21 protein-coding genes and 7 pseudogenes are annotated in these 26,562 nt (G+C 66.2%); 15 read left to right on the top strand and 13 right to left on the bottom strand.

Features of this window, described 5'->3' with window-relative positions:
* The first annotated feature begins 290 nt into the window (after positions 1-290).
* Positions 291-3,065 (top strand): helix-turn-helix transcriptional regulator, encoded by a 2,775-nt coding sequence (locus IE177_RS18310; protein ID WP_190016422.1) that lies wholly within the window; start codon positions 291-293, stop codon positions 3,063-3,065.
* A gap of 40 nt (positions 3,066-3,105) precedes the next feature.
* Positions 3,106-3,360: pseudogene (locus IE177_RS18305) on the top strand (transposase); the annotation flags it as partial.
* Here IE177_RS18305 and IE177_RS18300 read toward each other — a convergent pair.
* Positions 3,309-4,430 (bottom strand): class I SAM-dependent methyltransferase, encoded by a 1,122-nt coding sequence (locus IE177_RS18300; protein WP_229816108.1) that lies wholly within the window; start codon positions 4,428-4,430, stop codon positions 3,309-3,311. The pseudogene IE177_RS18305 and the gene IE177_RS18300 overlap by 52 nt on opposite strands.
* A 292-nt stretch (positions 4,431-4,722) precedes the next feature.
* Between IE177_RS18300 and IE177_RS18295 the strand changes: the two are divergent.
* The 4 genes and pseudogenes from IE177_RS18295 to IE177_RS18280 form a co-directional block, all read left to right on the top strand.
* Positions 4,723-4,962 (top strand): annotated as a pseudogene (locus IE177_RS18295) (transposase); the annotation flags it as partial.
* A 116-nt stretch (positions 4,963-5,078) separates the two neighbouring features.
* The gene (locus IE177_RS18290; protein ID WP_190016421.1) at positions 5,079-5,348 is read left to right on the top strand and encodes a hypothetical protein; all 270 of its coding nucleotides are present in this window, start codon (positions 5,079-5,081) and stop codon (positions 5,346-5,348) included.
* A 108-nt stretch (positions 5,349-5,456) separates the two neighbouring features.
* The gene (locus IE177_RS18285; protein ID WP_229816106.1) at positions 5,457-5,834 is read left to right on the top strand and encodes a hypothetical protein; all 378 of its coding nucleotides are present in this window, start codon (positions 5,457-5,459) and stop codon (positions 5,832-5,834) included.
* Positions 5,816-7,255 carry a hypothetical protein gene (locus IE177_RS18280; RefSeq protein WP_190016419.1) on the top strand — a complete coding sequence of 480 codons (1,440 nt, stop codon included), beginning with the start codon at positions 5,816-5,818 and terminating at the stop codon, positions 7,253-7,255. The genes IE177_RS18285 and IE177_RS18280 overlap by 19 nt, the downstream gene beginning before the upstream one ends.
* On the opposite strand, the gene IE177_RS18275 is transcribed toward IE177_RS18280, so the two are convergent.
* The 3 genes and pseudogenes from IE177_RS18275 to IE177_RS18270 form a co-directional block, all read right to left on the bottom strand.
* Entirely contained in the window at positions 7,165-10,077 is a 2,913-nt protein-coding gene (locus IE177_RS18275; protein ID WP_190016418.1) for an AfsR/SARP family transcriptional regulator, read from the bottom strand. The genes IE177_RS18280 and IE177_RS18275 overlap by 91 nt on opposite strands.
* An 83-nt stretch (positions 10,078-10,160) precedes the next feature.
* On the bottom strand, positions 10,161-10,298 hold the full coding sequence (locus IE177_RS35730; RefSeq protein WP_373305118.1) for a hypothetical protein: 138 nt from the start codon (positions 10,296-10,298) through the stop codon (positions 10,161-10,163).
* Between the two features lie 65 nt (positions 10,299-10,363).
* Positions 10,364-10,823 (bottom strand): annotated as a pseudogene (locus IE177_RS18270) (amino acid permease); the annotation flags it as partial.
* A 493-nt stretch (positions 10,824-11,316) separates the two neighbouring features.
* On the opposite strand from IE177_RS18270, the gene IE177_RS18265 reads away from it, so the two are divergent.
* Positions 11,317-11,784: a hypothetical protein gene (locus IE177_RS18265; RefSeq protein WP_190016417.1), complete on the top strand. Its 468-nt coding sequence runs from the start codon at positions 11,317-11,319 to the stop codon at positions 11,782-11,784.
* A gap of 9 nt (positions 11,785-11,793) precedes the next feature.
* Here the strand turns inward: IE177_RS18265 and IE177_RS18260 are convergent.
* Positions 11,794-12,087 (bottom strand): annotated as a pseudogene (locus IE177_RS18260) (transposase); the annotation flags it as partial.
* A 162-nt stretch (positions 12,088-12,249) separates the two neighbouring features.
* Here IE177_RS18260 and IE177_RS18255 point away from each other — a divergent pair.
* A complete protein-coding gene (locus IE177_RS18255; RefSeq protein ID WP_190016416.1) occupies positions 12,250-12,822 on the top strand; it encodes a hypothetical protein in 573 nt (190 codons plus the stop codon).
* Between the two features lie 556 nt (positions 12,823-13,378).
* Here IE177_RS18255 and IE177_RS34915 read toward each other — a convergent pair.
* Together IE177_RS34915 and IE177_RS18250 are read right to left on the bottom strand one after the other, a co-directional pair.
* Positions 13,379-13,555 (bottom strand): annotated as a pseudogene (locus IE177_RS34915) (XRE family transcriptional regulator); the annotation flags it as partial.
* 96 nt (positions 13,556-13,651) lie between these two features.
* Positions 13,652-14,191 (bottom strand): hypothetical protein, encoded by a 540-nt coding sequence (locus tag IE177_RS18250; protein WP_190016559.1) that lies wholly within the window; start codon positions 14,189-14,191, stop codon positions 13,652-13,654.
* A 134-nt stretch (positions 14,192-14,325) separates the two neighbouring features.
* Here IE177_RS18250 and IE177_RS18245 point away from each other — a divergent pair, with 134 nt between their 5' ends.
* Complete coding sequence (locus tag IE177_RS18245) at positions 14,326-15,096, top strand: transposase (protein ID WP_190016415.1); 771 nt, start codon at positions 14,326-14,328, stop codon at positions 15,094-15,096.
* 143 nt (positions 15,097-15,239) lie between these two features.
* Positions 15,240-15,483, top strand: a pseudogene (locus IE177_RS18240) (hypothetical protein).
* 551 nt (positions 15,484-16,034) lie between these two features.
* Here IE177_RS18240 and coaD read toward each other — a convergent pair.
* From coaD to IE177_RS18230, 3 genes and pseudogenes are all read right to left on the bottom strand, one after another.
* Positions 16,035-16,454, bottom strand: a complete 420-nt coding sequence (gene coaD, locus IE177_RS18235) for a pantetheine-phosphate adenylyltransferase (RefSeq protein ID WP_190016414.1) — start codon at positions 16,452-16,454, stop codon at positions 16,035-16,037.
* A gap of 62 nt (positions 16,455-16,516) precedes the next feature.
* Positions 16,517-16,717 (bottom strand): annotated as a pseudogene (locus tag IE177_RS34910) (hypothetical protein); the annotation flags it as partial.
* Positions 16,718-16,904: 187 nt separating this feature from the next.
* The gene (locus IE177_RS18230) at positions 16,905-17,738 is read right to left on the bottom strand and encodes a hypothetical protein (protein ID WP_308431570.1); all 834 of its coding nucleotides are present in this window, start codon (positions 17,736-17,738) and stop codon (positions 16,905-16,907) included.
* 415 nt (positions 17,739-18,153) lie between these two features.
* Here IE177_RS18230 and IE177_RS18225 point away from each other — a divergent pair, with 415 nt between their 5' ends.
* Positions 18,154-18,924, top strand: a complete 771-nt coding sequence (locus IE177_RS18225) for a transposase (RefSeq protein ID WP_190016412.1) — start codon at positions 18,154-18,156, stop codon at positions 18,922-18,924.
* Positions 18,925-19,243: 319 nt separating this feature from the next.
* On the opposite strand, the gene IE177_RS34905 is transcribed toward IE177_RS18225, so the two are convergent.
* The 3 genes from IE177_RS34905 to IE177_RS18210 all read right to left on the bottom strand — a co-directional run bounded on the left by IE177_RS34905 (position 19,244) and on the right by IE177_RS18210 (position 22,129).
* Positions 19,244-19,594, bottom strand: coding sequence for a peptidoglycan-binding domain-containing protein (locus IE177_RS34905; RefSeq protein ID WP_229816105.1), 351 nt, complete (start codon positions 19,592-19,594; stop codon positions 19,244-19,246).
* Between the two features lie 1,293 nt (positions 19,595-20,887).
* Positions 20,888-21,121, bottom strand: coding sequence for a methyltransferase domain-containing protein (locus IE177_RS18215; RefSeq protein ID WP_229816104.1), 234 nt, complete (start codon positions 21,119-21,121; stop codon positions 20,888-20,890).
* Positions 21,122-21,214: 93 nt separating this feature from the next.
* Entirely contained in the window at positions 21,215-22,129 is a 915-nt protein-coding gene (locus IE177_RS18210) for an SDR family oxidoreductase (protein WP_190016557.1), read from the bottom strand.
* A 119-nt stretch (positions 22,130-22,248) separates the two neighbouring features.
* Here IE177_RS18210 and IE177_RS18205 point away from each other — a divergent pair, with 119 nt between their 5' ends.
* The 4 genes from IE177_RS18205 (at position 22,249) to IE177_RS18190 (ending at position 26,552) form a co-directional block, all read left to right on the top strand.
* A complete protein-coding gene (locus tag IE177_RS18205) occupies positions 22,249-22,839 on the top strand; it encodes a TetR family transcriptional regulator (RefSeq protein ID WP_190016411.1) in 591 nt (196 codons plus the stop codon).
* Between the two features lie 400 nt (positions 22,840-23,239).
* Entirely contained in the window at positions 23,240-24,199 is a 960-nt protein-coding gene (locus IE177_RS18200; protein ID WP_190016410.1) for an N-acetylmuramoyl-L-alanine amidase, read from the top strand.
* 581 nt (positions 24,200-24,780) lie between these two features.
* Positions 24,781-25,323: a GNAT family N-acetyltransferase gene (locus IE177_RS18195; RefSeq protein ID WP_190016409.1), complete on the top strand. Its 543-nt coding sequence runs from the start codon at positions 24,781-24,783 to the stop codon at positions 25,321-25,323.
* Between the two features lie 446 nt (positions 25,324-25,769).
* Positions 25,770-26,552: a TIGR03084 family metal-binding protein gene (locus tag IE177_RS18190; RefSeq protein WP_190016408.1), complete on the top strand. Its 783-nt coding sequence runs from the start codon at positions 25,770-25,772 to the stop codon at positions 26,550-26,552.
* Positions 26,553-26,562: the final 10 nt, after the last annotated feature.

The following is a 26,562-nucleotide window of genomic DNA, read 5'->3' as shown; positions in this document are numbered from 1 at the left end:
CGAGGGCCTGGGACAAAATGAGAAGTGTTCAGTACCCCGACGGACCATCCTGCATTCCGGTCCTTCCCCCGGAACGGGCGCCGACAGTAGGGAACTGAATTGGCGTCAGGTGCGGAGGGTGCCGTCTGTGAAGGCTGGAACATTGGGGACGGCTCAGCTGTCACAGCACGTCATCGCTTTTACCGTGCTGCGGATAGCATTCTGTGATCAGGTTCGCTGTCCCACAGCAGCCGAATAAGCACCAGGACTGTGGCGTGAATTAATCACCCCAGTTATACTTGAGCGGCTCCGTGGTCTGGAAGGTGATCATGATAAGCAAGCCTGGTGATTTCTTCGTCGGGCGACAATCCGAGCTCGATGAACTCAATCGGTGTGCGCTACAGGCGCAGCAAGGGAGACCTTGGCTAGTTTGGATCCGTGGTGAATCTGGCGCAGGGAAGACAACGCTTCTCCGTCATTGGCTGCGCCACGGCGAGGCGCAGGTGTTCAGAGTTCTGACGGCACGATGCGCCTCATCCGAGCAAGAATCTCCCTATGGGCTTGTCGAGCAGTTGCTGCGAAAGGTGCCACCATCCCTTTTGCAGGGATCTTTCCTGGAGCATGGAACCGTCCCCGAGAATGCCGCCCCTTTCCGTGTCGGCGCGCAGCTTTTGGAAGTGCTGGGGCTTCTTCAATCGCAAACTCCAGTTGCCATGGTCGCAGATGACATACAGTGGGCGGATCGCAACTCCAAAGAGGCGCTCGGGTTTGTGCTGCGCCGACTGGAGGCCGACACGGTCATCACGATCCTCTCGCTCCGAGGAACCAACGATGAAAGAATCGAGAATTCTCGGGACCCCTTGATCGAGGACGGGGTTGACAGGATATGCCGCCTGTCACTTTCCGGATTCTCTCTCGAAGAGGTTTCGCATCTCGCCGAACAGTCGCTTGACCAGGTGGATCCGCATACTGTGGCGAACCTTGTAAATCTCACGCGTGGGAACCCGCTCTACGTGCAGATGCTGATCCGAGAACTTGAGCGCACGTCTGCAGCCCCACGCCCAGAGAACACCAAATTCTCCCCATCCCTTGCTTCCGTCATAAGCCATCAATTGGCGAATGTCCCACAGGCGTCTCGTCGCCTTGCCGAAGCTCTCGCTGTTCTGAACGGTCGCATTCCTCTCCTGAAGGCGGCAGCAGTCGCAGGAGTTTCCGAACCATCCATCGCCATCGGGCCCTTGCTGGCGGAAGGGCTCGCCGAGTGGCTCCGGGCAGACCCCGCAGCACCCGTCGCAATCCGACACGAACTGCAAAAATCGGCAATTTACGCACGCCTGTCACCTGTCCGGCGAAAGGAGCTGCACGTCAAGGCAGCAGAAGTCCTTCCCCGCGACGCCTCCTGGGAACACCGAGTAGCTGCAGCGGATTCTGTAAGCGGCGTACTCAGTCAGGAACTGGAAGAGGCGGCCAACGAGCAGCTTCGTCTCGGCAACGTCAACCGCGCCGCGACTCTGTGGCTGTGGGCTTCAGATGTGGCAAGCTCCAGTACGGAGCACGAACGCTTGCTCCAGTTGGCCGCGGCACACTTGCTTTGGATCGACGAATTCTCACGGGTGAAACCACTACTGGCCGACATACAAGCCTGTGCCCCGTCTCCCATGCGTGACCTCATACTGGGTGCCTACGCGGAGAGCCGGGGACGTTTGAACGAGGCTGCACCTCTGCTGACCAATGCATTGGATTCCGAAGCACGATCAACCGCCCCTGACCGAGCCGGAGTTGTCGGCATGGCGGCCAGTTGGCTTGGCCTTCTTGAATTGCTTCGCGGAGACGGACCGGCAGCCGTGAAGGCATTTGAACGCGTTCCGTCGATCAACGATGCCAACTCGACGATCACATACCGAGCGAAATCCCACTTGGCCTTTGCCCATGCGTTCATTCACGGACCCCGGGCGGGGCTGAATAGCTTGAACGAATTCCTTGAGTCGGGTGACGACGCCCATCATTTTCTCTCCTTCCCTCTGATGTTCCGAGGACTCTTGCATTCTTTTGCAGGAGAATTGAACGCGGGCATCCGTGACGTTTCCGAGGCGCTTGACATGTCGCGTCTGAGTGGACGGCCGGCGATGGACGAGTTCGGCTTCGTCTGCGTTTCTTCCGCCCAGTTTCTGCTCGGGAGGTGGGATGAGTCCTCAGTAAGTGCCAAAAACGCGTTGATCATTTCCTCCAAACGTGAAAAGCCGTGGGCTGCAGCCATGGGACATGCGGCGCTGTCGCTAACCTTTAGCGGTCGCGGTGATTTTGTGCAGGCTCGGGAACACCTCGACATCGCACAGGCCGAACTCAGCAATTTCGCACCCAGCTGGGCAGTCCCTTTCACCCACCTTGGGAATGCGGTGCTCGCTCACGCGCAATCGGACACCGGGCAACTGTTGTCAATCCTTGAGCCGCTCACCCGTCCTCCTCTGTCGGGTCCTGCTTCACACTTCCAAGTATGGTGGCGCGCACTCTACGCGGAGGCTCTTATAGAGAACGGTCGCTCACCAGAAGCAGAAACAGAACTAAAATATCTGCAAGAACTTGCACGAACAGCCCCCTCCCTGAGGCTTCCTGCCGCGTGGCTTCACGGTAGGTTTTTGGAGTCCTGTGGCGACAAACACGGGGCCATGAAGGTCTACCAGTCGAATGTCGCCCAAGCGAGGGACCCCGATGACCCACTGGTTTACATGTCTCTCATCCAACGTTCCCTAGGAGGCTGCCTCAAATCCATAGGCCGTGTTTCGGAGGGCGACGTGTGGATCGAACGCGGAGAGGGCGCGCTAAGTACGCTGGGGGCCAGGCCGTACATCGCGAGCGCCTCACGGATGCAGGAATCAGATCTGCTGGCCGGCCTCACGCCGCGAGAACGGGATATAGCTCACCTTGTTGGCCGCGGAATGACCAACCGGGAAGTCGGAGCAGAGCTCTTCGTAAGCGCCAAAACGGTGGAGTACCACCTGGGACGCATCTTCACAAAGCTTGACATAACTAATCGGCGGCAACTGCGTGATCTGATCTTCGATCCACCGCGCGCGTTCCGATCTTGACCTCGGGTGGGCCTGTGGGGTGATGCTTCGATGCCTGCGGCCCCAGCCGGTCGACCGCGCACGGCCGGGCAGCAAGCACCACGTCCTCACCGACGGGCAAGGCATACCGCTTGCGGTGTCGCTGACCGGCGGAAACCGCAACGACGTCACCCAGCTGATCCCGTTGCTGGACAAGGTCCCACCCGTGGCCGGCGTGGTTGGGCGGCCACCCAGACGGCCGGACTTGCTCTTCGCGGACCGCGGCTACGACCACGACCAGCGACTGCTGTGGGAACGAGGCATCCGGCCCGCGCTACGGCTGTCGTCGGCACGGATGTGACGGTCCCAGGCCCGGACCGTGGCCACCAGCCGCTCGGCGAGCTCCGGCCCCTGCTCGCCGAAGGCGCGCACCCACTCCTTGCCCTGCGGGCTGTCGCCGTCCTTGGTCGGGACGTGGATCAGGTAGGCCAACGACGCCTCACCGATGATCGCCGGGGCGTCGCGGTCATTCGCGATGCCGGTCACTTCCTCAGCGGGCTCCAGGTGGGCGGCCAGCCGGTAGAAGCCCGACAGGGTGGTAGCGGCGTACAGTTGCAGGGAGCCGAAGTAGGAGTTCGCCCCCATGGTCACGCCGGTCACGACCTCGTGCCGCCGCCCGCGCAGCGCCCCCTCCAGGCCCTCCGTGTCGGCGGCGGAACCGTCGTCGAAGCGCAGTGCCAGCGCTCCGTCGAGCAAGGGGACGACTGGGGCGGGGCGGGCCTGATGCCCCTGGTCGCGGACGAAGCCGCAGTAGGTGAAGCGGCGGGCGTGCAGCACCTCGCCGCGCCGCTCGAACGCGATCGCCCTGGTGTAGCCGCCCATCTCCAACGACATGACCAGGAGCCCGCCTTCGGCCAGCTGCTCACGCCAGGCCGGGGAGATGTCCCAGCAGTTGTAGGTGATCATGCTGCCGTCGAAGCCGCCGCGGGGGACGAGGTGGGCGGGCGCGCCGAGTGGAGCGTCGGCTTCGACGGCGGTGACGCGTCCGCTGCGGGCCTCCGTGAGGAAGGCGCGGGTGCGGCGTACGACCCACGGGTCGATGTCGACGCTCACCACGCGACCGTCGGGCCCGGCGGCGGCGTTGTAGCCACCGGACGCCGCCTCGAACATGATCGCACCCGGCCGAAGACGCAGGCTCTCGAGCATGTCGGCCTGGAGCCAGGCCGCGGACACCGAGCTGATGGCCGTCCCGGTCTCGTCGCGTCGGGTGATGAGGGCCCGGTCGCCGCCGTCGTACGCGGCCGCCAGGTTCACTTCCGGGGCGAAACGATGGCGGGGCACCGTGCGCAGCGCGTCGCGGACGGGCTCGGACGGGGCGCAGCCGCCGTCGATCACTGTCTGGGCCATCGCCTGGCGCAGCCTGACTGCCTCACCCGGCTCGCCCGGCACGGGCGGCCGATCGGCGGCGAGCGGGTAGGAGACCACAGGCGGCAGGTCCGGGATGACGCCGGGCTACACGCTGTCGATCGCGAGTGCGGCCGGGACGAAGACGTCCCCGGCACAGGCGAGAGCGTGCAGGTCGAAGAACTCCCAGCGGGCGGTCGAATTTGTCTGCCTCCGCATTGGTCAGCGTTCCCGTCCACGCGGTGATCCGGACGACGGCCGTGAGCCTCGGGATGCCGTGGCTGTCGTCGACCAGCATCGTCACCAAGCGATCACACCACCGAGAAAACCCCGGCCGGGAGCACTGCCCGGCAGAGTTGAGCAGTGGGAACGCGACCGCCACGAACACTCCTCCGACCGCATCACCGTCGAACACGCCCTCGCCGATCACAAACGCTGGAAGCAGCTGACGCGCTGGACCCACCGCCGCGACCGCCTGCCCGACACCTACCGCGCCATCGCCGGCCTCGTCTCCGACCGCACGGCCAACATCTGAAGATGGCCGTGAGCAAGATAAGTGAGGAGGCGGTGGTGGCAGCACTGACGGCATTCGGCGCCAACAACACCTCCGGTCGCGGCGGCTGAAGCACCGAGTACGTCCAAGACCCCCTCGTGCTGGTCGGTAAAGTACGCGACCTGCTGACGGGCACCCACCTGGCCCGGCTGACCCCCACCACCCCGCAGGCCGACGGCAAGACGATGCCCCTGTGGTGGTTCGCCCCCACCACCGGCCGCTGGGCGGAGGAAAGCACCGCTCAGCCCAAAACCGCCCGCACCGGCCCGCGCCGCGGCACACCCGCACCGAAGCGCCCCCCAGCCCTGCAGCAGGGCCTGTTCAGCACGAGCGAGACGGACATGAACCCGGAGGAACACCCTGCATGAGTGACATCCTCGACCTTGACTTCGCCCTGCCCCCGACGCCCTCACCATCAGGCAACCCCGGCCGTTTCGGCGGCCGCTGGGCCGCTGGTCGGTGCCGGACCGTCGAACGTGTGGCGCTACGGCGACCTGGAACTGCCCGCCGCATCGGGCCGGCTGCTGCTGCGTGGACCCAGTGGCACCGGCAAGACCACCGCGCTGGAAGCCCTATGGCCCTATCTACTCGATCTGAACGGATCCAAACTGGCCGCCGGCAAGGCACGCCCCACCACCCTGAAACTCCTGATGAGCGAAGGCGCCCCGGCCAAGGGGCGCCGTTACGGCTATCTGTGGCTGACGTTCGCCGCCCCGGCCGGCGAACCGGCACCGAACACGCCGGAGGCGGAGGCAGACGACGACGCCGTCAGCTTCGGTGTCCGGCTGCAGTACTCGCCCAGCTCCACTCCGCCGTCAGGGTCGTCTCCTTCACCGTGCCCGGTCGGCCGCTGAAGGACCTGGCGCTGCGCGGCCCCAACAACAGCGTCCTGGAGCATGAGGAGTTCTCCGACCGCGTCGAGGCCGCTGGCAGACGGGTCTTTGCCGAGCCCGAGGACTACATCGAAGACCTGGCCGCCCGCATCTGGTCCACCACCTTCGGCGAACTGCGGCTTCTCACCTCACGGCTGCGGGAAGTGCGCAATCCCACCCTGCTGGGCGACGTCTCCCCGGCCGCAGCCGCCGACGCACTGCGCCAGTTCCTGCCCGGTGTGGCCGAGGACGTTCTCACCGCCACCGCCGAGGCCCTCGCCGAATCCGACACTACCCGCGAGGCGTTCGAACGCGACGAGCACGCCGCCACCCTCCTTGAGGAGTTCGCCCGCCTATGGACCGGGCATGCCGTCGACGTCACCCGCACCGCCGCACGCCACGCCCACGACGACGCCAGCACGCGCAAGTGGCGCGTCCAGCAGTGCACCGGTCTGCTGGAGAGTGCGAAGGCCGAAGCCGACCGCGCTGCAGGCGACGTCCAACGGCTCGACAACGCCCACCACAAGGCCCAGGCCGCCGTCCGCGCCATCGAAACCAGCGACGCCTACCGCTCCCACGGCCACGTCATGGACCTGCGTAAACGGCTCCGCGCCGAACAGCATGCCGCATCCAGCAGCTACGACATCCTGCACACCGCCGCCCAGCAGGCCCGCACCCAGACCAAGACCGGTCAAGAAGCCCTCGACGACGTCATCGGCGACCTCGCACAGACCCTGGCCGACGCCGAGGCGGCCGGCTCCCCGCCGGTGGCACTGGAGACCCTGCTCGCCCACCACCCCCGGGCCCGCGTCACCCGTCCAGTCGCCGACCGCATCGCCGACCCGGGCCCGGGCATCACCCTCACCCACGACCGCGACGGCCTCGACCGGCTGGCGGCCACATGGAGGGCCCGAGCACAGGAACACCGTTCCACGGCCGACCGGGCCGCACTGGTCCTGCGCGACCACGACGCCGTCGCGGCGGCCGAAGAGACAGCCGCGACCGCACACCGCGCGGCCGCCGGCGCCGAGAGCGCCTACGACGAAGCCAGCCAGGCCCATGACCGCGCCACCGCCGCAGCCCGCTCGGCCGCCCGCCAGGCACTCGCCGAGGTGACCCGGTGGGCACCCGAACACCCCGCTCTACGGGGCCTGCACGACGAAGTACCCTTGGATGGGGGCGAACTGACGGTGTGGGACACGGACGACGTCGAGGCACTCATCCACGCAGAACCCGCCGCGGTCCGCGACCAGCTCAACACCTGGGCCGACCAGCTCTACCGGAGCCGGCGGACACGACGCCACAAGCGAACCTACAGCTGGTTCCCAGCGATGAGCGCCTCGAGGTCTTCCAGACCCTTCACTTCGGTGCGCCCAAGAGCGTCCCATGCCTGCTTCCAGTGAGTGAACGCCTCGGACGGTCGTTGTGAGGCAGCGAGGATGTTTCCGTACTCCCAATGCGCCAAGCCTTCGGTGTACGTGTCACCGCGGTTGCGGGCAAGGTCCATAAGTTCCTTGCAACGCTGCTCCGCCGGGCCGTTCCGGTCCAGTCGGTGCAGGCCGCGCACGAGACCGAGGCGTGTCTGTGACTCCATGTGCCAGTCGCCGTTTCCGGCACTGCCGAGCAGCCGCATCCCAGCGTCGAAGTGGAGCAAAGCTGCTTCCGGCTGATTCAGCGAGAGGTGCGCGTACCCGACGTTGCAGTGTGCTGCCTGCTGCAACACAGGATCGTCGTGCCATATGCCGATATCGAGGCTGCGGCGGTGCAGCTCCATGGCCAGATGGGTGTTGTCGGACTCGTGGAGGTTTCCGAGGTGGCTCAGGCATATCGCCTCGTCGCGCGCATCACCTTCTTCGCGGGCAAGGGTGAGTATGCGCTCGAGCACGGCGACGGCCTCGGTGTTGCGACCGAGTAATTGAAGGAGCATGCCTGTGTTACCCAATGCCTTCCGCTCCCAAGCGGTGTCTCCCAGACGACGGATGAGCTGGGCTGCCTCCTCGTTGCAGGACAGCGCGCCCTCGAAACGGCCGCACATGAAGTGGGAAGCTGCCAGGTCGCTCAGCGCTTGGGCCTCGGCAGTGCCGTTATGGGTGGAGCGGGCTACCGCCAAAGCGATGTCGTTGAAGCGCTGCAATTCCAAGGTACGTCCCCGGCGTTGCAAGTATGGGAAGAGGGCCGGGACGAGGCGAAGGAAATGTATGTGGTCGAGTGGCGCCTGAGCATGATGGTTGGCGATTGCCATGAGGTTGATCAACTCTTCGTCACACCATGCCAGCGCCTCCCGCTCGTCAGCTACCGTAGGCGCGTCATCGCAGGAGTACGGAACGCGGCGCCGACGCTCCGGTCCCTCGGCCAGAAGCGCCATCGCGGACCGACCGACCATGGCGGCATACCACTCCAGTGCTCGCTCGATCGCCCCGCCGGCCTGTGTAAGGGCGTTCTGTCCTCGCGCGATTTCTCGGGCGTAGTCACGCACGAGGTCATGCGGGGTGTAATAGCCAAGGCTGACTTCGTGGAGCAGGGCGACGTCTACCAGGAGGTCCAACGCCATACGCGCTTCGCGCTCCGTTGCATCCATCAGCCGTGCCATCACAGGCACGCTGAATTGAGGCAGATCCAGCATCCCCAGGCAACAGAAAGCCCGGGCAGCCGCCCGCTCGCGGAGGCTTCCGCCGGACCGCGCCAGCCCCCGATAAGTGACCGCCAGCGTGGCGCGCACACTCAGGTCGTCCAGCTCGAGCTCATCCAGGCGTTGATTGGCGGAAGCGAGCCGCTCAGCGATGGAGGACACCGACCAACTAGGGCGACCAGCGAGGCGGGCAGCGGTGATGCGTAGGGCCAGTGGCAGGCCACCGCACAGTTCGGCAAGGCGGGCGGAGGCAGCCGGCTCGGCAGCAACCGTGCCGGCGCCGGCCACGGCGTCGAGCACCGCGAGGCAAGCATGACGTGTCAAAGGTCCGAGAGCGACGTGTGAGGCATCGTCGATCGCGGCGAGGCGCATACGACTGGTGACGATAACAGCACATCCCGAATTGTTCGGTAGCAATGTCCTTACTTGCGCCGCCGAGCGGGCATCGTCCAGGACGAGCAGGACGCGTCTTTGAGCCAGTAGCGACCTCAGGAACGCGCCCGCTTCATCCGCATCCCGATGCACCGGCGGTGTCACACCCAGCGAACGTACGACAGCATCCACTAGCTCCATCGGGTCCTGGGGATCCAACCCGGATGTAGATCCGTGCAGCCGCAGGAAGAGCTGGCCGTCCGGGTAGCGGGGAGCCCACCGGTGTGCGGCACTCACGGCCAGAGCGGTCTTGCCAACCCCGCCCATGCCACTGATCACCACGACTGGTGAGGCGCTCGCAAACGCGTTCGCCTCGAGCTTTTCCCCTATCTCTGCCACTTCCAGCGCGCGGCCCAGCAAAAGCGTCGGAGCGGGTGGCAGCTGAGCCGGACATGGTGGTGACGGGGTCGGCAGCCCCGATGTTGCCTCGTCCTCCTCCTCCGCTCGCAGTAGTTCGAGGTGCAGGGCTCGCAAGGCTCCGGACGGGCCAGTTCCCAGTTCATCGGCGAGAATCGCCTGCAAGCGGCCGTACGCTGCCAGGGCCTCTGGCGTACGTCCCAAATCACGGAGTGCGGTGATGAGCAGCTCGTGCGAGCGCTCACGCAACGGGTGTCTCTCCAAAAAGGCGGTGATGGTGGCAACGACCTCGGCGGGCCTACCTGCCGCCAAGGCGGCTGAGGCGCGGGCCTCCGCAGCTCCTGCCCTGAGCTCTTCCAGGCGGGCGAACTCGGCAGCCAGGCATACGGTCATCGGCACGCCGGCGAAGGGTTCGCCGCGCCAGAGCGCTTCGGCTCTGTCGTAAGCCTCCGAAGTCCCGGCCTCGGCGGCCGATTCTAGTGCGGCTTCGTATGCAGCCGCGTCCGTGCGGGCATGCGTCACCGTCAGCTCGTACCCGCCGGGTCGTGTCTGCACCAGAGCTGCACCGGCCGGACCGGCGACGGATCGCAGCTGTCTTCGCAGCCGTGACACCCGCACCTGAACGGCATTGATCGGATCCGCCCGCTGGCTGGTGCCCCAGAGTCTGTCAGCCAGGTGATCCGTACTCACCATCTCGCCTGCGTGCACGAGTAGTTCAGCAAGGAGGGCGCGGTCTTTCGCGGCACCCAGCCGCACTGTGCGTTCTCCGAGCCGTATCTCCAACGGCCCGAGGACTCCGAAATCCATGCGCCGAATTCTGCCAGCCGCCAAGCCCATGGCCCGTCCGTCCCGGCGACTGAAGTGCGGGGCCGGACCGCCGGACGAGCGTCTCATGACACGAAGGCATCGCCTTGGCCGTAAAGCAAGCGGACGTGGGCACCGTGGAACAGACCTGCGACGCTTTGTACCTCGGCCAGACGACCGCGAAGCGTCAGGTTGTGCGGGAAGGACCAGATGAGACCGCGCAAGCGCTGGCGCGCGGCGGGAACCCGGCCGGCAGTCAAGTCTGCATCGACTCGGGCAAGGGTGCAGCCGCGTCCGTGCCGATGTCCGGATGGGTCGTGTCCACGAGCTGCACGTGAGGGGAGGCGATCACGACGGCGGTGAGCACCCCGAGGACGAGGGCCACGATGGCGCGGGTGAGCAGCGCGGACTTCTGAACGCCTGGGTAGTGCACCGCGGTCAGGGCCCCCACGGCGGCGACGGCGACCACGTGGGCTTGGCCGGGCCAAATGTAGGAGGCCGACGGTCAGAGCCACGGCCGCGCAGGAAGCGGTCTTACCGACGACGAACGCCCAGCCGGCCAGGTAGCCCCGGCTCTCGCTGAGGCACTCCTGCCCGTAGACGTAGGCGCTGCCGGAGGCCGGGTAGCGGGCGGCAAGCCGGGCGGAGGAGGCGGCATTGCAGCAGGCGACGACGGCGGCGAGGGCGAGACCGAGCGGCAGACCGGAGCCTGCCGCGCGGGCGGCCGGGGCCGGGGAGGCGAAAACCCCGGGAAGGTCCCGACCGTCGGTTGCTGTAGGTCGAGGGCCATCAGCACGTTCGTCACTGCTGCACATTCGTCGATGCTGCGTGGTTTCGAAACGTGCCACTACGTCCCGTGCCAGAAGCCGCCACCGAATCACGTTCCCCGGTTATTGAGGGTCGCATGCTGTCGGCCAGTGGCCACCATTATCCCCCTTGTTCCACCTCTGCCGGTCTCCTGCACCGATCGCGCAGATCGAGGCGCGGGCTCCCAGTATGCGACAGCAGTTCCTCAACCCACCTGTACAAGCACTGCGCTGATCACCTCGCGGGATGCAGTGATCCTACAGAAGGTTCTGCGAGGGTCGTGATCGAACCAAACCGGAGAACCGGAAGGCATTCACTGCTCATGTGTTGTCGCATGTGACGGTCGCAGCGGCAACCTCGCCACGCGTCCCCGAAGAAGCCGCCAGCCCGCAACCCAAGATGGACTGGGCCTGGCATACACACATTGGAGTCATCATGAACATATTGTCGAAGATATTGCGCGGCGCCGCACCTCTGGTTGTCGCTGCGGCGGCCATCACGCCGCTGGGTGGCAGCGCCCAGGCAGCGAGCGGAGGAGGCTGTCTCACCTATGTCAGCCCGCCGGAATCCAACAGCACTGTGAAGGTCCGACCCTGCATCAGCTCGCCGGGCCGTGGGGTCGCTCGTCCAGACGCCTACATCACCTCGGTCTTCGGCTATTTCGACGGACTGAAGAACTGCCGTATCGGTGTCTCCGTCCTCCAGGCGGGCCAGGGCGGCAGGAAGATCTCCTCCAAGGTGTTTCCGTGCCCGAGCCACGATGTGCAGGGGCTGCACCTAGTCGGCACCGATGTGCACGCCAACAGCGGTTCCTACGCCACCTACGTGACGCTCATGGCCACGAACGATGCGCCCGCCCATTGGCCGGGTACTCCCCGCAGCCCCTTCCTGAAACTCCCTTAAGGCCGTGTCCTACATGGTCAGTTTGAGGAACCGCTTGTAGCAGCAGAGAGCGGATGCCATTCCGAGACAGGCCAGGTAGTTGCCTGGTTTGTGCTCGTAACGGTGGTTGAGGCGGCGGTAGCCGGTCAGCCAGGACATGGTGCGTTCAATGACGCACCTGCGTCGGCCGAGCCGCTCGCTAGAGTCGATGCCCTTGCGGGCGATGCGCACTCCGATGCGTTTGCCCCATAGCCATCGAGGGATGTCGTACGCCTTGTCGGCATGAAGGGGCACGGGTTTGGAGTCGCCCGCGTGGGATTCGTGTCCCATGTGGAGATGGGACAGCTCGGCTAGTTGAGAGGCGATCTACTAGCCACTAGGTTCTTCTTTGTTCGCAAGTGCGGGACCCTCAGTTCGGCTTGACGCAAATACGCACTCATGACCGGGGTGCGCAAGAAACTCAGACCACGAATCCTAGGAGGAGTTGTGATTCGCACAGCAAGGATCGGCACGCTCATCGGCACTGTCGCCATGGGCGTGGGATTAGGGATTACTTCAGCAACTCCGGCCTTGGCCCAGAGCGGGACAGAGGCCTCTGCTTCAGGTCCTGCCAGTGAATTCTTCGAGCCTGGGGCGAAGACTGACAACCTCTTCAAGTCCGGCGCAGAGTTGACGATCAAGGGGAATGCCGACTCTGAACTGTCGCCTTCTGCCTCTTGGCCACCGCCGCCCGCCCGAGTTGACATGGGCGAGTCGTGCGGCACCGAGGTGATTCAGAAGACGAGCGGCCAGGGAAAGACCACCCTGGTGCTGTCGGTCAGTAAGGAGCGATCAGTCAAACTAAGCGGGCAGGGTGGCTTCAGTAAGGGCTTGATCTCTTCGGCTGTAGGATTTGACGTTACAAAAACCTACAAAGTGACGAATGAGACCCGTTACGAGGTCCCCAGCCGCAAGTTCGGGACCGTCGAGGCGTATACTCTCTTCCATCACTACAAAGTGTTCGGTTCGATCGACGTGTATAAGCCCAGTGGTGTGTGCTTCAATCAGTGGGTGAAATAGTTAGCCCACCAGTAATCATGGCACATGAAAAGTGACTCCATCGTGTAGGTGGCGAAAGTGCGCTACAACGCCACGCTCGACGACGCCACGGCGCTGGACCAGGCCGCCGAGTAGCTGGCCGGATAATCGGCGCTGACCTGCGCCGTTACTGGCGCTCTTATAGAAACGGGCCCTCGACTGAGGGCCCGTTTCTGTTCAACTCGCCCGCGCTCGCCGGTTGTCCGTACGATCAGCGCTCATGAGCACCGCACGCCGAGGCAGGGTCGAGGTTGAGGCTCCGGTGGTAAGAGCTTGGTCTGGTGATGTCGGGTCACGCCAGGAGATGGTGTTCTCGCCGGTGAGTCGGCGGGCCATGATGCGACCTCTCGGCTTACGAGCTCGTGCACGATAGGCAGTGAGGCGTCGAGGATGGCGGCGGGGCTCGGTGGTCACCTTTGCGGTGCCGACGTCAGGTCCGCGGTCTGCTGGTGGGACAGCAGGCCGGCGACCGCTTGGACGATGTCGCTCATGTTCTCGCGGCGGCCCAAATGGTGCGCCAGGGCACGCCAGTTCTTCGAGCGTGCACATCTTCTCCTAGCGTTTCCGCTGCCAACACGGCCGTGGCACGGCGCGGCGTACGACCCAAATTGACCCATCGTTCGACGGACTTGGGATCGACTTCGACCCGGTCTGCGAGGGCGGTGTACGTCCAGCTGCCGGCCGCCATGGCAGCATGTCGCCCCTCGTTCGGCATCCCAATCTCTCCCAACACTCGGGGACGGCACTAAGACTTGTCCCGCAAATGATCACGGAGCACGGCGCCGCAGCCGGGTGTCGACCGGCTGCGGAGTCAATTGAGGCCGGTTGCCCATGCCGTCAGCGTGGCGAAGTCGTCGATGGCAAGGCCGCGTCGCGGGTCGATCCGTTGCAGGAGGGCGGGGCCGTCGTGGTGTTGCTTCACCCAGGTACGATCCGCCTCTGTGATCTCGTCGTCGACCCAGGCGAACGCACGGCCCTTCGCCCATGCGACGATCTCAGGCGTCTTCCAGAAGACACCGCCCCCGGGCTCGGGTCTCGGCGAGGGCCAGGGAATGTAGGGCAGTTCGGGTAACCCCAGGACTGGTGCGACGAAGGCGTTGGCTTCTTCCTCCCACGTTGTCGCCCACACCAGGTCGAAGGGAAGCGCCTCCAGCGCCGGGCCGTGATCCGGGTTGAGCCACACCCGCAGCGGCTTCACGGGCTTGTTAGGCAGCCCCCACTCAGTCAGCCGGCGCCGCTCGGCGGCCTCCCACCGAGGCGTCACCAAGCGGTGCGTCTGATAGCCCTCGGGCCGACGGTGAGGCTTCGCGGCATACGGGTTCAGCGGTCCGTCCACATCCACCAACAGCACTGGGCGCACGAGCTCATCCCCCTTGGTCCTGCGTCGCACCGCACCGTACCGGCCGGTGACGAGACCGCCCAACAGAATTCGAGGAGTACTGATCTTCGTAACGCTGGGCTCTGGGGTAATGGGACGATCTAGACGTGGCAACAGTGATCACGGCGTCACAGCCGTCCTGGATAGGCCCGTTCACCGGGCTGAGCCCGCGCTGCTTCGGCAAACTGGTGACCGCTCTGCGCCGTGAGGGAGCGGACGCGGCCCGTCGAGGCCGGCCGTGGAGCCTTCCCCTGGAAGACCGTGTCCTGCTGGTCGCGGCGTACTGGCGCACGAACTTGACGCTGCGCCAGCTCGCGCCGCTGTTCGGAATCTCGAAGTCTGCGGCCGACCGCATCATCAACCGTCTTGCCCCGCTGCTCGCGCTGCGGCCGCGCCTCCGGTTCCGCAAAGGCACCGTGCTCATCGTGGACGGCACCTTGGTGCCCACGCGCGACCATGCAGTGGCCGAGCAGTCGAAAAACTACCGGTACTCCACCAACCACCAGGTCGTCATCGACGCTGATACACGGCTGGTCGTCGCGATTGGCCAGCCCGTGCCCGGCAACCGCAACGACTGCAGGGCATGGGAGTTGTCCGGGGCGAAGGCCGCCGTCGGCAACGCCACGGTGATCGCCGACGGGGGTTACCGCGGCACTGGCCTGGTGATCCCGCACCGCCGCGAACCCGGCCAGGCCGAACTCCCGGCCTCGAAAGAGGAGCACAACCGCTCACACCGCAAGGTCCGTGCCCGCGTCGAGCACGCCTTCGCCCGCATGAAGAGCTGGAAGATCCTCCGCGACTGCCGCTTGAAGGGAGACGGCGTTCATCACGCCATGCTTGGCATAGCCCGCCTGCACAACCTCGCGCTCGCCGGATAGACCGGCCCGAGGCGCCCGTCCCCGATGCTGACCGTCTCGACTCAATTGATCATTGCGGGACAGCCTTTAGGGACGTTCTATCCGACGCGGGACGTCCTGAAGTGGTGTTTGTCGGAGGTTCCGACGTCCTCATGGGCGCCAGGATGCTCGTGCACATTTCGAGCAACCAGCAGACCAGGCCAGGCATCGGTGAACTGGCGAAGGACACTGCCAGCGGATCGAATCGGCGTCGTCATGGGTGAGATCGGCGCCCGGGTGCAGATACGGCCCATCGGTGGCGGCGTCGAGTGGGACGCCTGGCCGGACAACGTGGTGGCGCCGACAGCGCGGGAGGAACTGAGCGGCCGCCTTGCCATCAAGGACGGCAACCGCCGGGGCAGGCTGTGACGCGCGCCATCGGCCGATACGCGGGGCCTCTGTTCATCATCGTGATCAGCAGCTCGTGTGGCTTGGTGATCGGCATGGCCCTTGGTATCCGCCGGTAGACCGGCTGGCCCCGAACGGGGTGCCACCTTCCTTGGCTCCCCCTTCCCCGTTCGGGGTTGGCCTTCCACCCCACTCGGTTGTCCTGGGCCATGCCTCGGTGACCGATGCGGGCGTAAGTGCCAGAGCACAGCGGAGGAGTCTCAGTACATCGCCGAGGCGTTCGCTGCTTGGTGGCAGATCGACGCACCGTCCGTTGTCCAGGTCTTCGATCGCGGCGGCAAGTACACCGCCGGTACCTCCTGTATCCGGCCCGACACGGTCAAGAAGGAGGGGCCCTGTCTCTCACCCCTCCCGCTATGACGGCCGTCACGCGGGCGGCAGCACCTTCAACAGCGGCTCCTTCGCCTCCACGCGCTTGCGAGCCTCCCTGCAAGTTCTGTCAGAGCAAGGGAGGCTCGCGGTCTTCAGGGCGTCACGGATGTGGGTAGTCCCAGGCCGCTTCCCCCCGAAGTTCAGAAAAGGTCCTGTTGACGCACCGTAGCGACGAGAGTGGAGGAGATGTGGGCCATGGCGGGGTCTGCGGCCATGAAGAACGTTTCGACTCCGGCCAGTTCGTGGTTCATGCGGGCCATCGTCATCTCGTAGTCCAGGTCAGCAACGCCGCGGACTCCGCGGATGACGAGATCGATTCCGACTCGGCTGCAGTAGTCGACCAGCAGGCCGCCGGTGTGGGAGTCGACCGTGACGTTGCTCAGGTCAGCTGCTGCCGCTCGGAGTCGGGCCAGCCGTTCCGTGACGGGGAAGCGTCCGATTTTGTTCGAATTGAACATTGCGCACACGACGACCTCGTCGAACAGGAGGGCAGCCCGCCGGAGTATGTCCTGGTGCCCTTGAGTGACCGGGTCAAAGGATCCTGGGAAGAGGGCTCGCATGATCGGAAAGAGTAACCGGCCGCCCCCGGTAGTGAGGTGCCAGGGCAGCCGAATCACCAAGATCAAGCGTGACAGGAAGAAGAACGTCTAAGGGCTGTCCCGCAAAGATCTTGGCTCTGGGTGCGGAGCGGTTCAAAGTCGTTCTCTCGTAGGCCGATCCGTAGGTTGACGTGGTGCAGGAGTTCGGTCCCTTCGTGGTGGGCGGTCACGTACGTCTGGTCCAGCTCGCTCTGCTCGTCGTCCACCCAGGCGAAAGGACGGCCGCATAGCTTCACCGACCGGCGAGCTCACCGGGACGCACTCAACCTGGGGCGAGGCGTCGTGGTCGTGTCAGGGATGGCCTGCTTCCTTCTCAGATGTCGGGCCGCAGGTAGGGCACCCTGAGCCTCGCGGCCACCCGGCGTCACGGCATGCCCGCACCGTGACGCCCTGGCTGCACACTGCGACGGGCTACGTCATCAACTCGATGTGCGGATGCTCGGGATCCGCGGGGCAGACGAACAGGTGCTGCCGGTAGCCGCTGCCTATCTGGACCCCGGTCGCGTTGTAGCCGCGGTGGCCGGGGTACGGCCCAGCACCTGGGTGGGGGTGTGGAGACCAGCTGTTCCCACCATCGTCCCCCTCCTCGAACGTGGCGATGGTCATCAGGACCTCCATGCCGGTGCCGCACTCGGAGCAGTGCCGTGGACTGGGGTCGGCGGCGTCCCAAGCGGGCCAGCCGCCGACCTTCCAGCCGGGTGCGTTGGACAGCACACAGTCGTAGTACGTCTCCGTGTTCATGTCCTCTTGCGCTGCCTGCGGCACACTCCACTGCCTGAGCTGCTCCCGCAGTTCTTCGCTCAGCTCCAGATGGTCGGGGTACTCGGTGATCTGCTCCGGTTCGAGCACGCACGGTGCCGGCAGATAGCCGTCGAACTGCACTGCGGGCGGCTCGGGGGGCGTGTCGAGGATGTCGGTGACGGCGGCTGCCGAGCGCCAGAAGAGCAGGGTCCTGGGCATGATCGGATGATCGAAGGGGCACCACAGAACCTGCAGCAGGTCCTTGCCCTCCGGCGGGCTCAGATCGGGCACATCCCGTACGTACAGCTGCGCGACGGGCAGCATCGCTATGGGGCCGTCGTACGACTGGACCGCGAGCCTCACCGGATACGTCCGAGGGGGACGGATCCGTTCGAGAGTCTCGCGTTCCTCCGGAGTCAGGTCCCGGCCGTGCGAGGCGGCGAAGATCCGTCGTTCCAGCCGCAGATCTGCCGGGGACTGAGCTGGGTTGATGCCATCCACCACATGCGGTTCCTCGCACTGCGGCCACGGCTCCTCGGCAGGCCACAGCAGCGGCCCGCCGATCGAGCTGTCATGCCTTGTCGGCGCTCCAGGGCGGGGGTGCAGGCGGGTCGCCGTACGGGCCAACGGAGCCAGTTGTGGAAAGACCGCGGCAACGTCGATCGGACGTGGCGGAGTGACAGGAGTGACATTCATGGCCTCAATCTTGCCAATCGCCTCTGACAACGGCCCTCGTGGCCGCCCCACGAAGAGCTCCGGCACGGGCGCCATCCGGGAGAGCGCTACTGCTGGCCCGTTGCCGGCGGATGTGGCCCGCGAGCAGGTCCACGATCGCCGCCATGTACCACTGGACAGGGACGACCTTGACGCGCCATCGGCAGGCCGTGGCCGAACCCCTTGAAGTTGAGATCATGAAGAAGTGGCGAGTGTGATCACGGCGTCGGAGCCGTCCGGGATATCCCCGTTCGCGGGGCTGAGCCCGCGCCGCTTCGGCGGGCTGCTGACCGCGCTGCGGCGCGATGGAGCAGATGTGGTTCACCGGGGCCGACCATGGAGTCTTCCGCTGGAGGACAGGGTTCTGCTGGTCACGGCATATTGGCGTACCAATCTGACGTTGCGGCAGCTCGCCCCGCTGTTCGGCATCTCGAAGTCCACGGCCAGCCGGGTCATCAACCACCTCGGGCCCATGCTTGCGCTTCGGCCCCGCAAGCGGTTCGCCAAGGACACCGCGCTCATCGTGGACGGCACCCTGGTCCCCACCCGCGACCACACCATCGCCGAGCGGTCGAAGAACTACCGATACTCCACCAACCACCAGGTCGTCATCGACGCCGACACCCGCCTGGTCGTCGTGGTCGGTCGTCCGCTCGCCGGGAACCGCAACGACTGCAAGGCATGGGAGGAATCCGGCGCCAAGGCTGCCGTCGGCAAGACACTCACGATCGCCGACGGCGGCTACCCAGGGACCGGACTCGTTGTCCCGCACCGTCGCAGACGCGGCCAGGCGAAACTTCCGGACTGGAAGGAGGAACACAACAAGGCCCACAAGCAGGTCCGCGCCCACGTCGAGCACGTCTTCGCCCACATGAAGACATGGAAGATCCTCCGCGACTGCCGACTCAAAGGCGACGGCGTCCACCACGCCATGCTCAGCATCGCCCGGATGCACAACCTCTCCCTCGTCGGATAGCTCGCACGTGGCACGGTGGGCCGCTACACCCCTCCGCGATTCCAAGATCTATAACGGGACACCCCTTAGGCCGCGCCCGTTGCTCATCAGTCAACGACACACATCAACCAACGATCGGTGATCCGCAGGAGACGGCCTGCGTCTGTCCGTCAACTGGCGCCGGTATGGAAGCAGTTGGGCGCGGATGGGCGCGGATCCAGCATGCCCGCTTCCATCATCTGCCCCAGCGTGAGGAACTCTGTGGCGGCAGCCGTGAGCGCAGCCATACTTGTGGGGTGGCACCGACGGGGAAGTTGCCTTCATTCACAGCCGGCGGAGCCTACTTCGTGCACAACATGAGGGCGTAGCGGGTGTTGTCCCCGTACACGCCGGTCTCGTCCCCGCGGATGCTGAATCGTTTCTGGAACCGGGCCACAGCCTGCCGCACTTCCGTGCCGAAGCTGCCATCGATCGCACCGCCGTCGTAGAGCCCTGGGATCTGGAGCAGACGCACCTGCAACTCGTACACTCCGTGCCCGCTGTCGCCCTCGCGCAGTACCCCGGTGCCCGGGATTTCGGGGAGCGAGGTGTCGTCGGGCAGCGGGTGTTCGGGTTGCTCCTGGGCGGCAGGCGGCGGCGACTCGGTGTGCTGGTCCGTGAGGAGCGAAGAGGCAAGCAGGAGTCCGCTCACGGCGCCCAGTCCGAAGAATCCGGCGACCCGGGCGTGCCGCCGGTCGGTGAACCGCCGATGCCCTGGGCTTCCCTTCGGTACCGGCGGCTGTACGGCGTCCGGGCGCGCTGGCGCCTGGTGAGGCGGGGCGTCGAGAGGCGTCGTGCGCGGAGCGGAGCGAGCGGGGTCGGCCGTCCAAGAGGCGTCCGGAGACGGGGCGGCCCCGCGGCGCACGCCCGCCCGCACGGGCCCCAGGCCGGGGCGGGGCTCCGACGACTCGTTCCCCGTCGGGCTCGCGTCGCTCGCGGTGGGCTGCTTCCCCGCCTCCTGCCGCACGCCGTGCGACCAAAGCGGTTGCACCGAGGGATCCTGGGGATTCCGACGCACATGACCGGTCCGCGGCGGATTCACGACGGACCGCTGAACGCCTTGCGGAGGAGCGGGAACCAGGCCTGTGGCCCGAGACCCCATCCGTTGTGTCCGCGGATGTGCGGCCGGGGGCTGGGTAGCCGGCGGAGACGAAAGGACCTTGGCAGGAACTGCTCGGCTGCCGTTCGCGGCCGGCTCGCTGTGACGGTCGAAGGACCACGGCGGGCTCGCCGTTCGCCGGCTCCTGCCCTCCGCTCGGAGCTCGGCGCGCGCGGCGTCGAGGGCATCCAGGATCGACTGGAAGGATTCCTGGATCTCCAGCGCGGCGTCACGCTCCGGAGCGAAGTCCAGCTGCGGTTCAGTGCCGTCGCGTTCCATCGGCATTCCTCCTCGGCCCACATCCGTAGGGCGCCATTTCGTTGTACAGCGATACGCAGTCCGTCCGAACCTGTCTCAACAACCTGCCGTCAGGATTGGGTAAATGGGGAACGGAGGGACCCCGGTGAAGCGGGATCCTCATCAGCGCAGACAAGGTGCGGGAGGACCGATACTTCGACGAGGCGCGGGAGGCCGCCGCCCCCAACCGCCTGAATCTCGTCTTCGGCTTCTGCAATGCGACCGCGACGGCGTCGGCGACCGTCTGACGTCCAGGAATGTAGCTCGGCTGGTACTGAGAGGGCGCTCTGGTCCTGTTGGACGCCTTTCTCACCGTTGTCACGGGCGCGTTTCTTCGGCTGACCTGCCCAACGAGCTAGTGCACGGTAGGCGGTGAAGCGTTGAGTTCTCGATCGTCGATCAGGGTGGTGTGGCGGGGAACGCGATTCGTACAGCGATCGTCAGCGACCGGAGGATCACCGGCCTGTCGGCTGACGTGATCGCTGACCTCCTAGCTGAGGTTGGGAGCCGTCATCGAGACGGGCCGGAGGGAGGGACGGCATTTGTTCCTCAGAGCCAGCCCATGGCGGCGTTGGCCGGAATGGCGACGGCACCGAGCAGGTGGTCCACAGAGGTATGGGCGCGCGCCAGACCGACGATCACCAAGGCCCCCGGCGCCAGATCACGGCGGAAACAGGTGAGTGCCTGGGTGAACGGCAGGTGATGGATCGTGGCAACGCATGTGATGACGTCGTAGGAGCCGGTGGGGAACTGGCATATCACATCCGTGACGGTGAAGGTCATGGGAAGTGCGGCAGGAGTCAGCTGCCGGGCCTGCGCGGTGATCACCGGATCGGCAGGGCTTCAGCAAGGCAGGGCATCTGCTTCGGCTGGTGGTCAGGAGGCCGGCGCGGTCAAGTAGTCGCCGTGTTCGAGGTCTTCGAGCAGTGTTGGGTGAGTGGGTGCCCAGCCGAGGAGCTGTTGGGTGTAGGCACTGGTGACAGGTGCGTCGAAGCCGTAGACCATGGCCATGAACGGGTTGACGTAGTGTCCGGCGGCCTCGTCCGGCGTCAGCGAGACCGTGGGCAGGTCGAGGCGTCGGGCGATCGTCTCCGCGATGCTCTTCATGGTGACGCCGCTCTCGGCCACTCCGTGCAGCACGCTGCCCGCGGGAGCCTTCTCCAGGGCCACGCGGAACAGAATCGCCGCGTCCAGCCGATGGACCGCGGGCCACCGGTTGCTGCCGTCGCCGACATAGGCGGAGACGCCGGTCGTTCGGGCGGTCGCGATGAGCATGGGAATGAAGCCGTGATCTTGAGGGCCGTGGACCGTGGGAGCGAGTCGGACCACGCTCGCACGGACCCCTCGGGCGGCGAAGTCCAGGCACGCTCGCTCCCCCGCGATGCGGAAGGCGGCGATCCCGGCGGTGTCCGGCGCGTCGTTCTCGGTGGTCACCCGACCGGCTGGCATGACGAGCGTGCCCGAGGTGACGACCAAGGGTTTGCCCGAGTGTGCCAGCGGTTGGCCGAGCGTCTGGATCGCGGTCCGGTCCCGCCTCATCATGTCGTCGAGGTCGGAGAAGTCGCCGCCGTAGGCCATGTGCAGTACGCCGTCGGCCGCCTCAGCGCCACTGCGCAGGCTGTCGAGGTCGTCCAGACATCCACGGAGGGGCGTGGCGCCGAGCGCCTCAAGCCGGGCGGCGGCGGTGGCCGAACGCGCGAGTCCGGTGACGGTGTGGCCGGACGCGACGAGCTCGGCGACGACGGCGGGGCCGGTCTGACCGGAGCCGCCGGTAACAAAGACATGCGTGATCTTTCACTCCCCGTAACAGCAGTTACTGGCGCTACGTAACGCCAGTCGCTGACACTAAGTAGAGCCATTGACTGACGTCAAGTAGCGCCAGTAACTGACATATGAGCTACACTCAAGGCGTGCCACGAAGCGGAGCGGAAGCGCGCCGCCGCCTCCAGCAGGCGGCCTTGGAGCTGTACCAAGAACGCGGATTCGACCAGACCACCACAGCCGAGATCGCCGCCCGCGCCGGCGTCAACGAGCGAACCTTCTTCCGGCACTTCCCCGACAAGCGCGAAGTCCTCTTCGATGGCGAGGCCGACCTGCGTGCCGCCTTGATGCACGAGGTCGCCGAAGCACCCGAGGGCCTCGCGCCGCTCGACGTACTGCTTCACGCCTTCCGCATCGCCGGACGGATCCTCGAGGAGAACCGCCCGTTCTCCGAACCACGACTGGCGATCATCGCGGTGACACCGGCACTCCGCGAGCGCGACCTTGCCAAGGCCGCCTCGCTCACCGAAGCCGTGGCCGAAGCCCTGCGTCGGCGCGGCGTCCACGACCGGCTGGCCGACCTGGCCGCTCAAACCGGCTGGGCCGCCTTCCACCACGCAGCGCAAGCCTGGATCGACGACCCATCACAGAACCTGGCCGCCCACCTCTCCCAGGCCTTCAACGACCTGCGCGATCTGACCTCGAATCCCATACCAGGACAGGCGCACGCCGAAGTCTGAAAGCAGTCAGCACCACTGTCAGCCCCGCGTTCGGTGCGGGTGGTGCCAGGGGTGTGGTCGTGGCGGCGCATCTCCATCTCGCCGTAGTGGACGTACTGGTCCAGGAACGATCCAGGACGTCGGGCGCCAGCGTGAGTAGGCTGTCTGCACCCACGTCGGCCAGCACGGATGGTGGCCGTCCACCTCGCCGGCCAGCTTGAACTCGAAGCTGAGAAGCTGCTCGCGCGTGGCCTGGAGGACCGCGACAATCGCCTCGTGACCGCGCACGCCGGCCAGCGGGTCGTGTAGGTGCACGTTCTCGGACCACGTGGCGGTACCTGGCGACGCCATTTGGCTGATCGGCTGCGGCTGTGTGGCGAGGCCGCCGTCCGCGACGGAGCCCGGACTCTACGGTGGCGGCGTGTCGTATCCGAACCAGGAGTTCCCATCCCCCGAGCGGCGTTCTGCCCGGCGCGGCCCGCTGCTCTTGGCACTCGCCGCGCTGGCGCCCGGCGCGCTGCTTGGCTGGATGGTGTACGAAGCGGTGGGCGGTAGTGGCCCCGGGGGTTCGCCGCGCGCGGGCGACCCCGACTCGGCGTTCTCCCGGACGTCCGCAGCGGCCTCATTGCCGGTGCGGTCCGCGTCGGCGCCGTCCTTCGCCTCGCCCGGTGACGACGCCAAGGGGACCGCGATGGAGGGGTCCGGCCCGCTCGCGGGGAAGGTGATCGTCATCGACCCCGGACACAACCCGGGCAACTTCCTGTACCCGACCGAGATCAACCGTCAGGTGGACATCGGAACGAACTGGAAGGAGTGCGACACCACCGGGACGTCCACGAAAGCCGGCTACACCGAGGCCGACTTCACCCTCGACGTGGCGCACCGGCTGGGCGCCCTGCTGGAGCAGCAAGGCGCCACCGTGAAACTGACCCGCGACGGGAACGCACCCCTTTGGGGGCCGTGTGTGACCGAGCGGGCGCAGATCGGCAACGAGGCACACGCCGATGCCGCCATCTCCATCCACGCTGACGACTCGGCCGAGGGCGACCGCGGCTTCCACGTGATCCTCCCGGGAACAGTCCACGCCGGGGCCGCCGACACCCGCCCGATCGTCGGCCCGTCCCACGACCTCGGCACTCGCGTCGCCGACTTCTTCATGCGCGAGACCGGTGAACCGGCGTCCAACTACGTCGGCGAGGGAACCGGACTGGTAACGCGCACGGACCTCGGCGGCCTCAACTTGTCCACGGTCCCGAAGGTGTTCATCGAGTGCGGCAACATGCGTGACAGCAAGGACTCGGCACTGCTGACCTACGGTGCCTGGCGGCAGAAGGCGGCGCAGGGGCTCTTCGAGGGCATCGCGGACTTCTTGAACCGATAGCCACTCGCGCGACGGCTGTCAGGGGGTGCGCAGGTTGATCTCATTCGCGAGGTCCGACTCCTTCGACTCCTTCGCCCGCTCGATTAGCCACATCCGGTGGAGCAGGTCGGCGTGGCGCGGCTCCAACAGCCGGCCGGCCTCCAATGCGACTGGGCGGCGCAGACCCTGAACGCGGGATAGGTCAGTCCTGCGCTGCCCGCCGGGTGGGCGGCCGAGCCGAAGTGTCTGAGACATCAGGGTGGCGAGCAGCTGATCGCCGGGTACAGGCACCGCCGGAGCACCCACCGTCCTGGGCCCCGCCTGGCGAGAGAAGAACGTGGGCACCACCTCCCCCGCCGTCACAACGCCGCGCAACCACACGCCCTTGGATCCGTGGCACCGCTGGCGCGTCCATGGCTTCGTTCACTTCGAGTAGCAGCGTTCGTCCATCGGTTTCGTAGGCGGTCAGGGGAACGCGTCCCCGCGGAGGTTCACGAGACATGACGGCACTCGTGGCGCTGCTCCGTGACCGCGCCTGGTTGGGAAGCGGGCAACGTGTTATTCCGTTGTAGGTGGCGGCCGGGCTGCGAGAGCATCCGGGCATGGAAGAGCCTGCCGAAAGACTGAGTTCTGACCGGGTTGAACTGCGCCGGTGGCGCATGACCGATCTCGACGCCCTGGAACAGGCGATCTACGAGTCCCAGGACCATCTGGTGCCGTGGATGCCCTGGGCGGCCACCCACGACAGGCAGCAAACCATCGAGTTCCTGACCCGCAGTCACGACGAGTGGGAGACCAGGCAAGCCTTCGGATATGCGATCACGTGCAGTGCCACGGTGATCGGTAGTTGTGGCCTGCATCGTCGCATCGGTGCGGGCGGCCTCGAAATCGGCTACTGGATTCACCCTGGTTGGACGGGACGAGGTCTCGTGACGATGGCTGTGTCGGGTCTTGTCAGCCAGGGCTTCCAACTGGCGGGCATCGACCGTTTGGAGATCCATCACGATGCCGCCAACTCAGCTAGCGGAGCCGTCGCCCGCCGCTTGGGTTTCACTGAGATCGAACGCGTACGAGTGCCTGAAGGGCCCTGCGCTCCTGGCGAAGTGGGGGTCGATGTCGTCTGGCGGATGACTGAGGACCGATAGCGGTCGGGAACGCCCTTTCGGCATCGTGGAGGGCGTGGATCAGGGCCGGGTAGGAGTCGGCGTCCATGGCCGTCGCGGCCCGGCCGGCACCGGGGGTGGTGGCCGTGAGCTGTGCGGCCAGGGCGACGTTGTCGGTCGTGGTCAGGTCGTCGCTGAGGTCGAAGAACTGGAAGATCATGCCGATCCGGCGGCGCCAGAAGAGCGCCAGCCCGGTCTCGTCCATCGCGCCGAGGTCCTGCCCCGCTCCTGGTCGTCCGGCTCTGGGGGTATGGCGGCTTGGCGGCGGGCGGCTTCGGCGGCGGCTTCCCCTAGGGCGGCATCACCGGCGTAGCAACTGCCGCACGGGGAGCGTCGTCAGCCGCCTTCCAGGCACTCCGGCGACCACACTACCGTCCCCTGGATGCTGCCCACTTCGTCTCCGTCGTCGGTAAGGAGGCAGTGGCACCATGGCACACATGTTGAACTACAACCTCGCAGTCCCCGATGCAGGTGACGCTGGTGTCCTGTCCGCGCTGGTGGCCGAGGGTGACGAGCTCGACGTCCTGGTCAGGTCAGTGGACGACTGGTCCGTACCGACACCGGCACCGGGCTGGACGGTCGCCCACCAGATAGCCCACCTCGCGTGGGCGGACGCGAACGCACTCAGCGCCTTACGCACTCCGGAGGCGTTCGGCGCCGAGCTCAGGCGGGCGGAAACCGAAGGCAGCGGGTACGCAGACAAGGCCGCCGCCGCGGGAGCGGCCAAACCTCGGTCGGCACTCCTGGACGAGTGGCGGGCCGGTCGAGCGCAACTGGCGGCGGCACTGCGCGACACGCCATGGGACCACGCATTCCCCTGGTACATGTCGAGGGTGACCCCGGCCCTGATGGTGCCACTTCGTCTGATGGAAACCTGGACACACGGGCAGGACGTCTTCGACGCTGTGGGCGTGGCGCACCGCCCGACGGACCGGCTGCAGCACGTGGCGTCGCTGGGGGTGTTGGGACGAGCGCTGTCCTTCGCCGCCGTCGGACTGCCTGAGCCGACGGACCCTTTCCACGTCGAGCTGACAGCACCTGACGGACAGACCTGGGTATGGGGCCCCGAGGCTGCCGCGCAACGGGTACAGGGTCACGCCATCGACTTCTGCCTGTGTGTCACCCGGCGTCGCCCCTGGCACGAGACGGACATGACGGCGATCGGCGAGGACGCTCAGAGGTGGCTGGAGGTGGCGCGCGTCTTCCTCTGAGAGCGTGTCG

Origin of the sequence: Streptomyces lucensis JCM 4490 (assembly GCF_014650035.1) — a bacterium.
GTDB lineage: Bacteria > Actinomycetota > Actinomycetes > Streptomycetales > Streptomycetaceae > Streptomyces > Streptomyces lucensis.
This window is presented reverse-complemented; position numbering and strand designations above follow the sequence as displayed.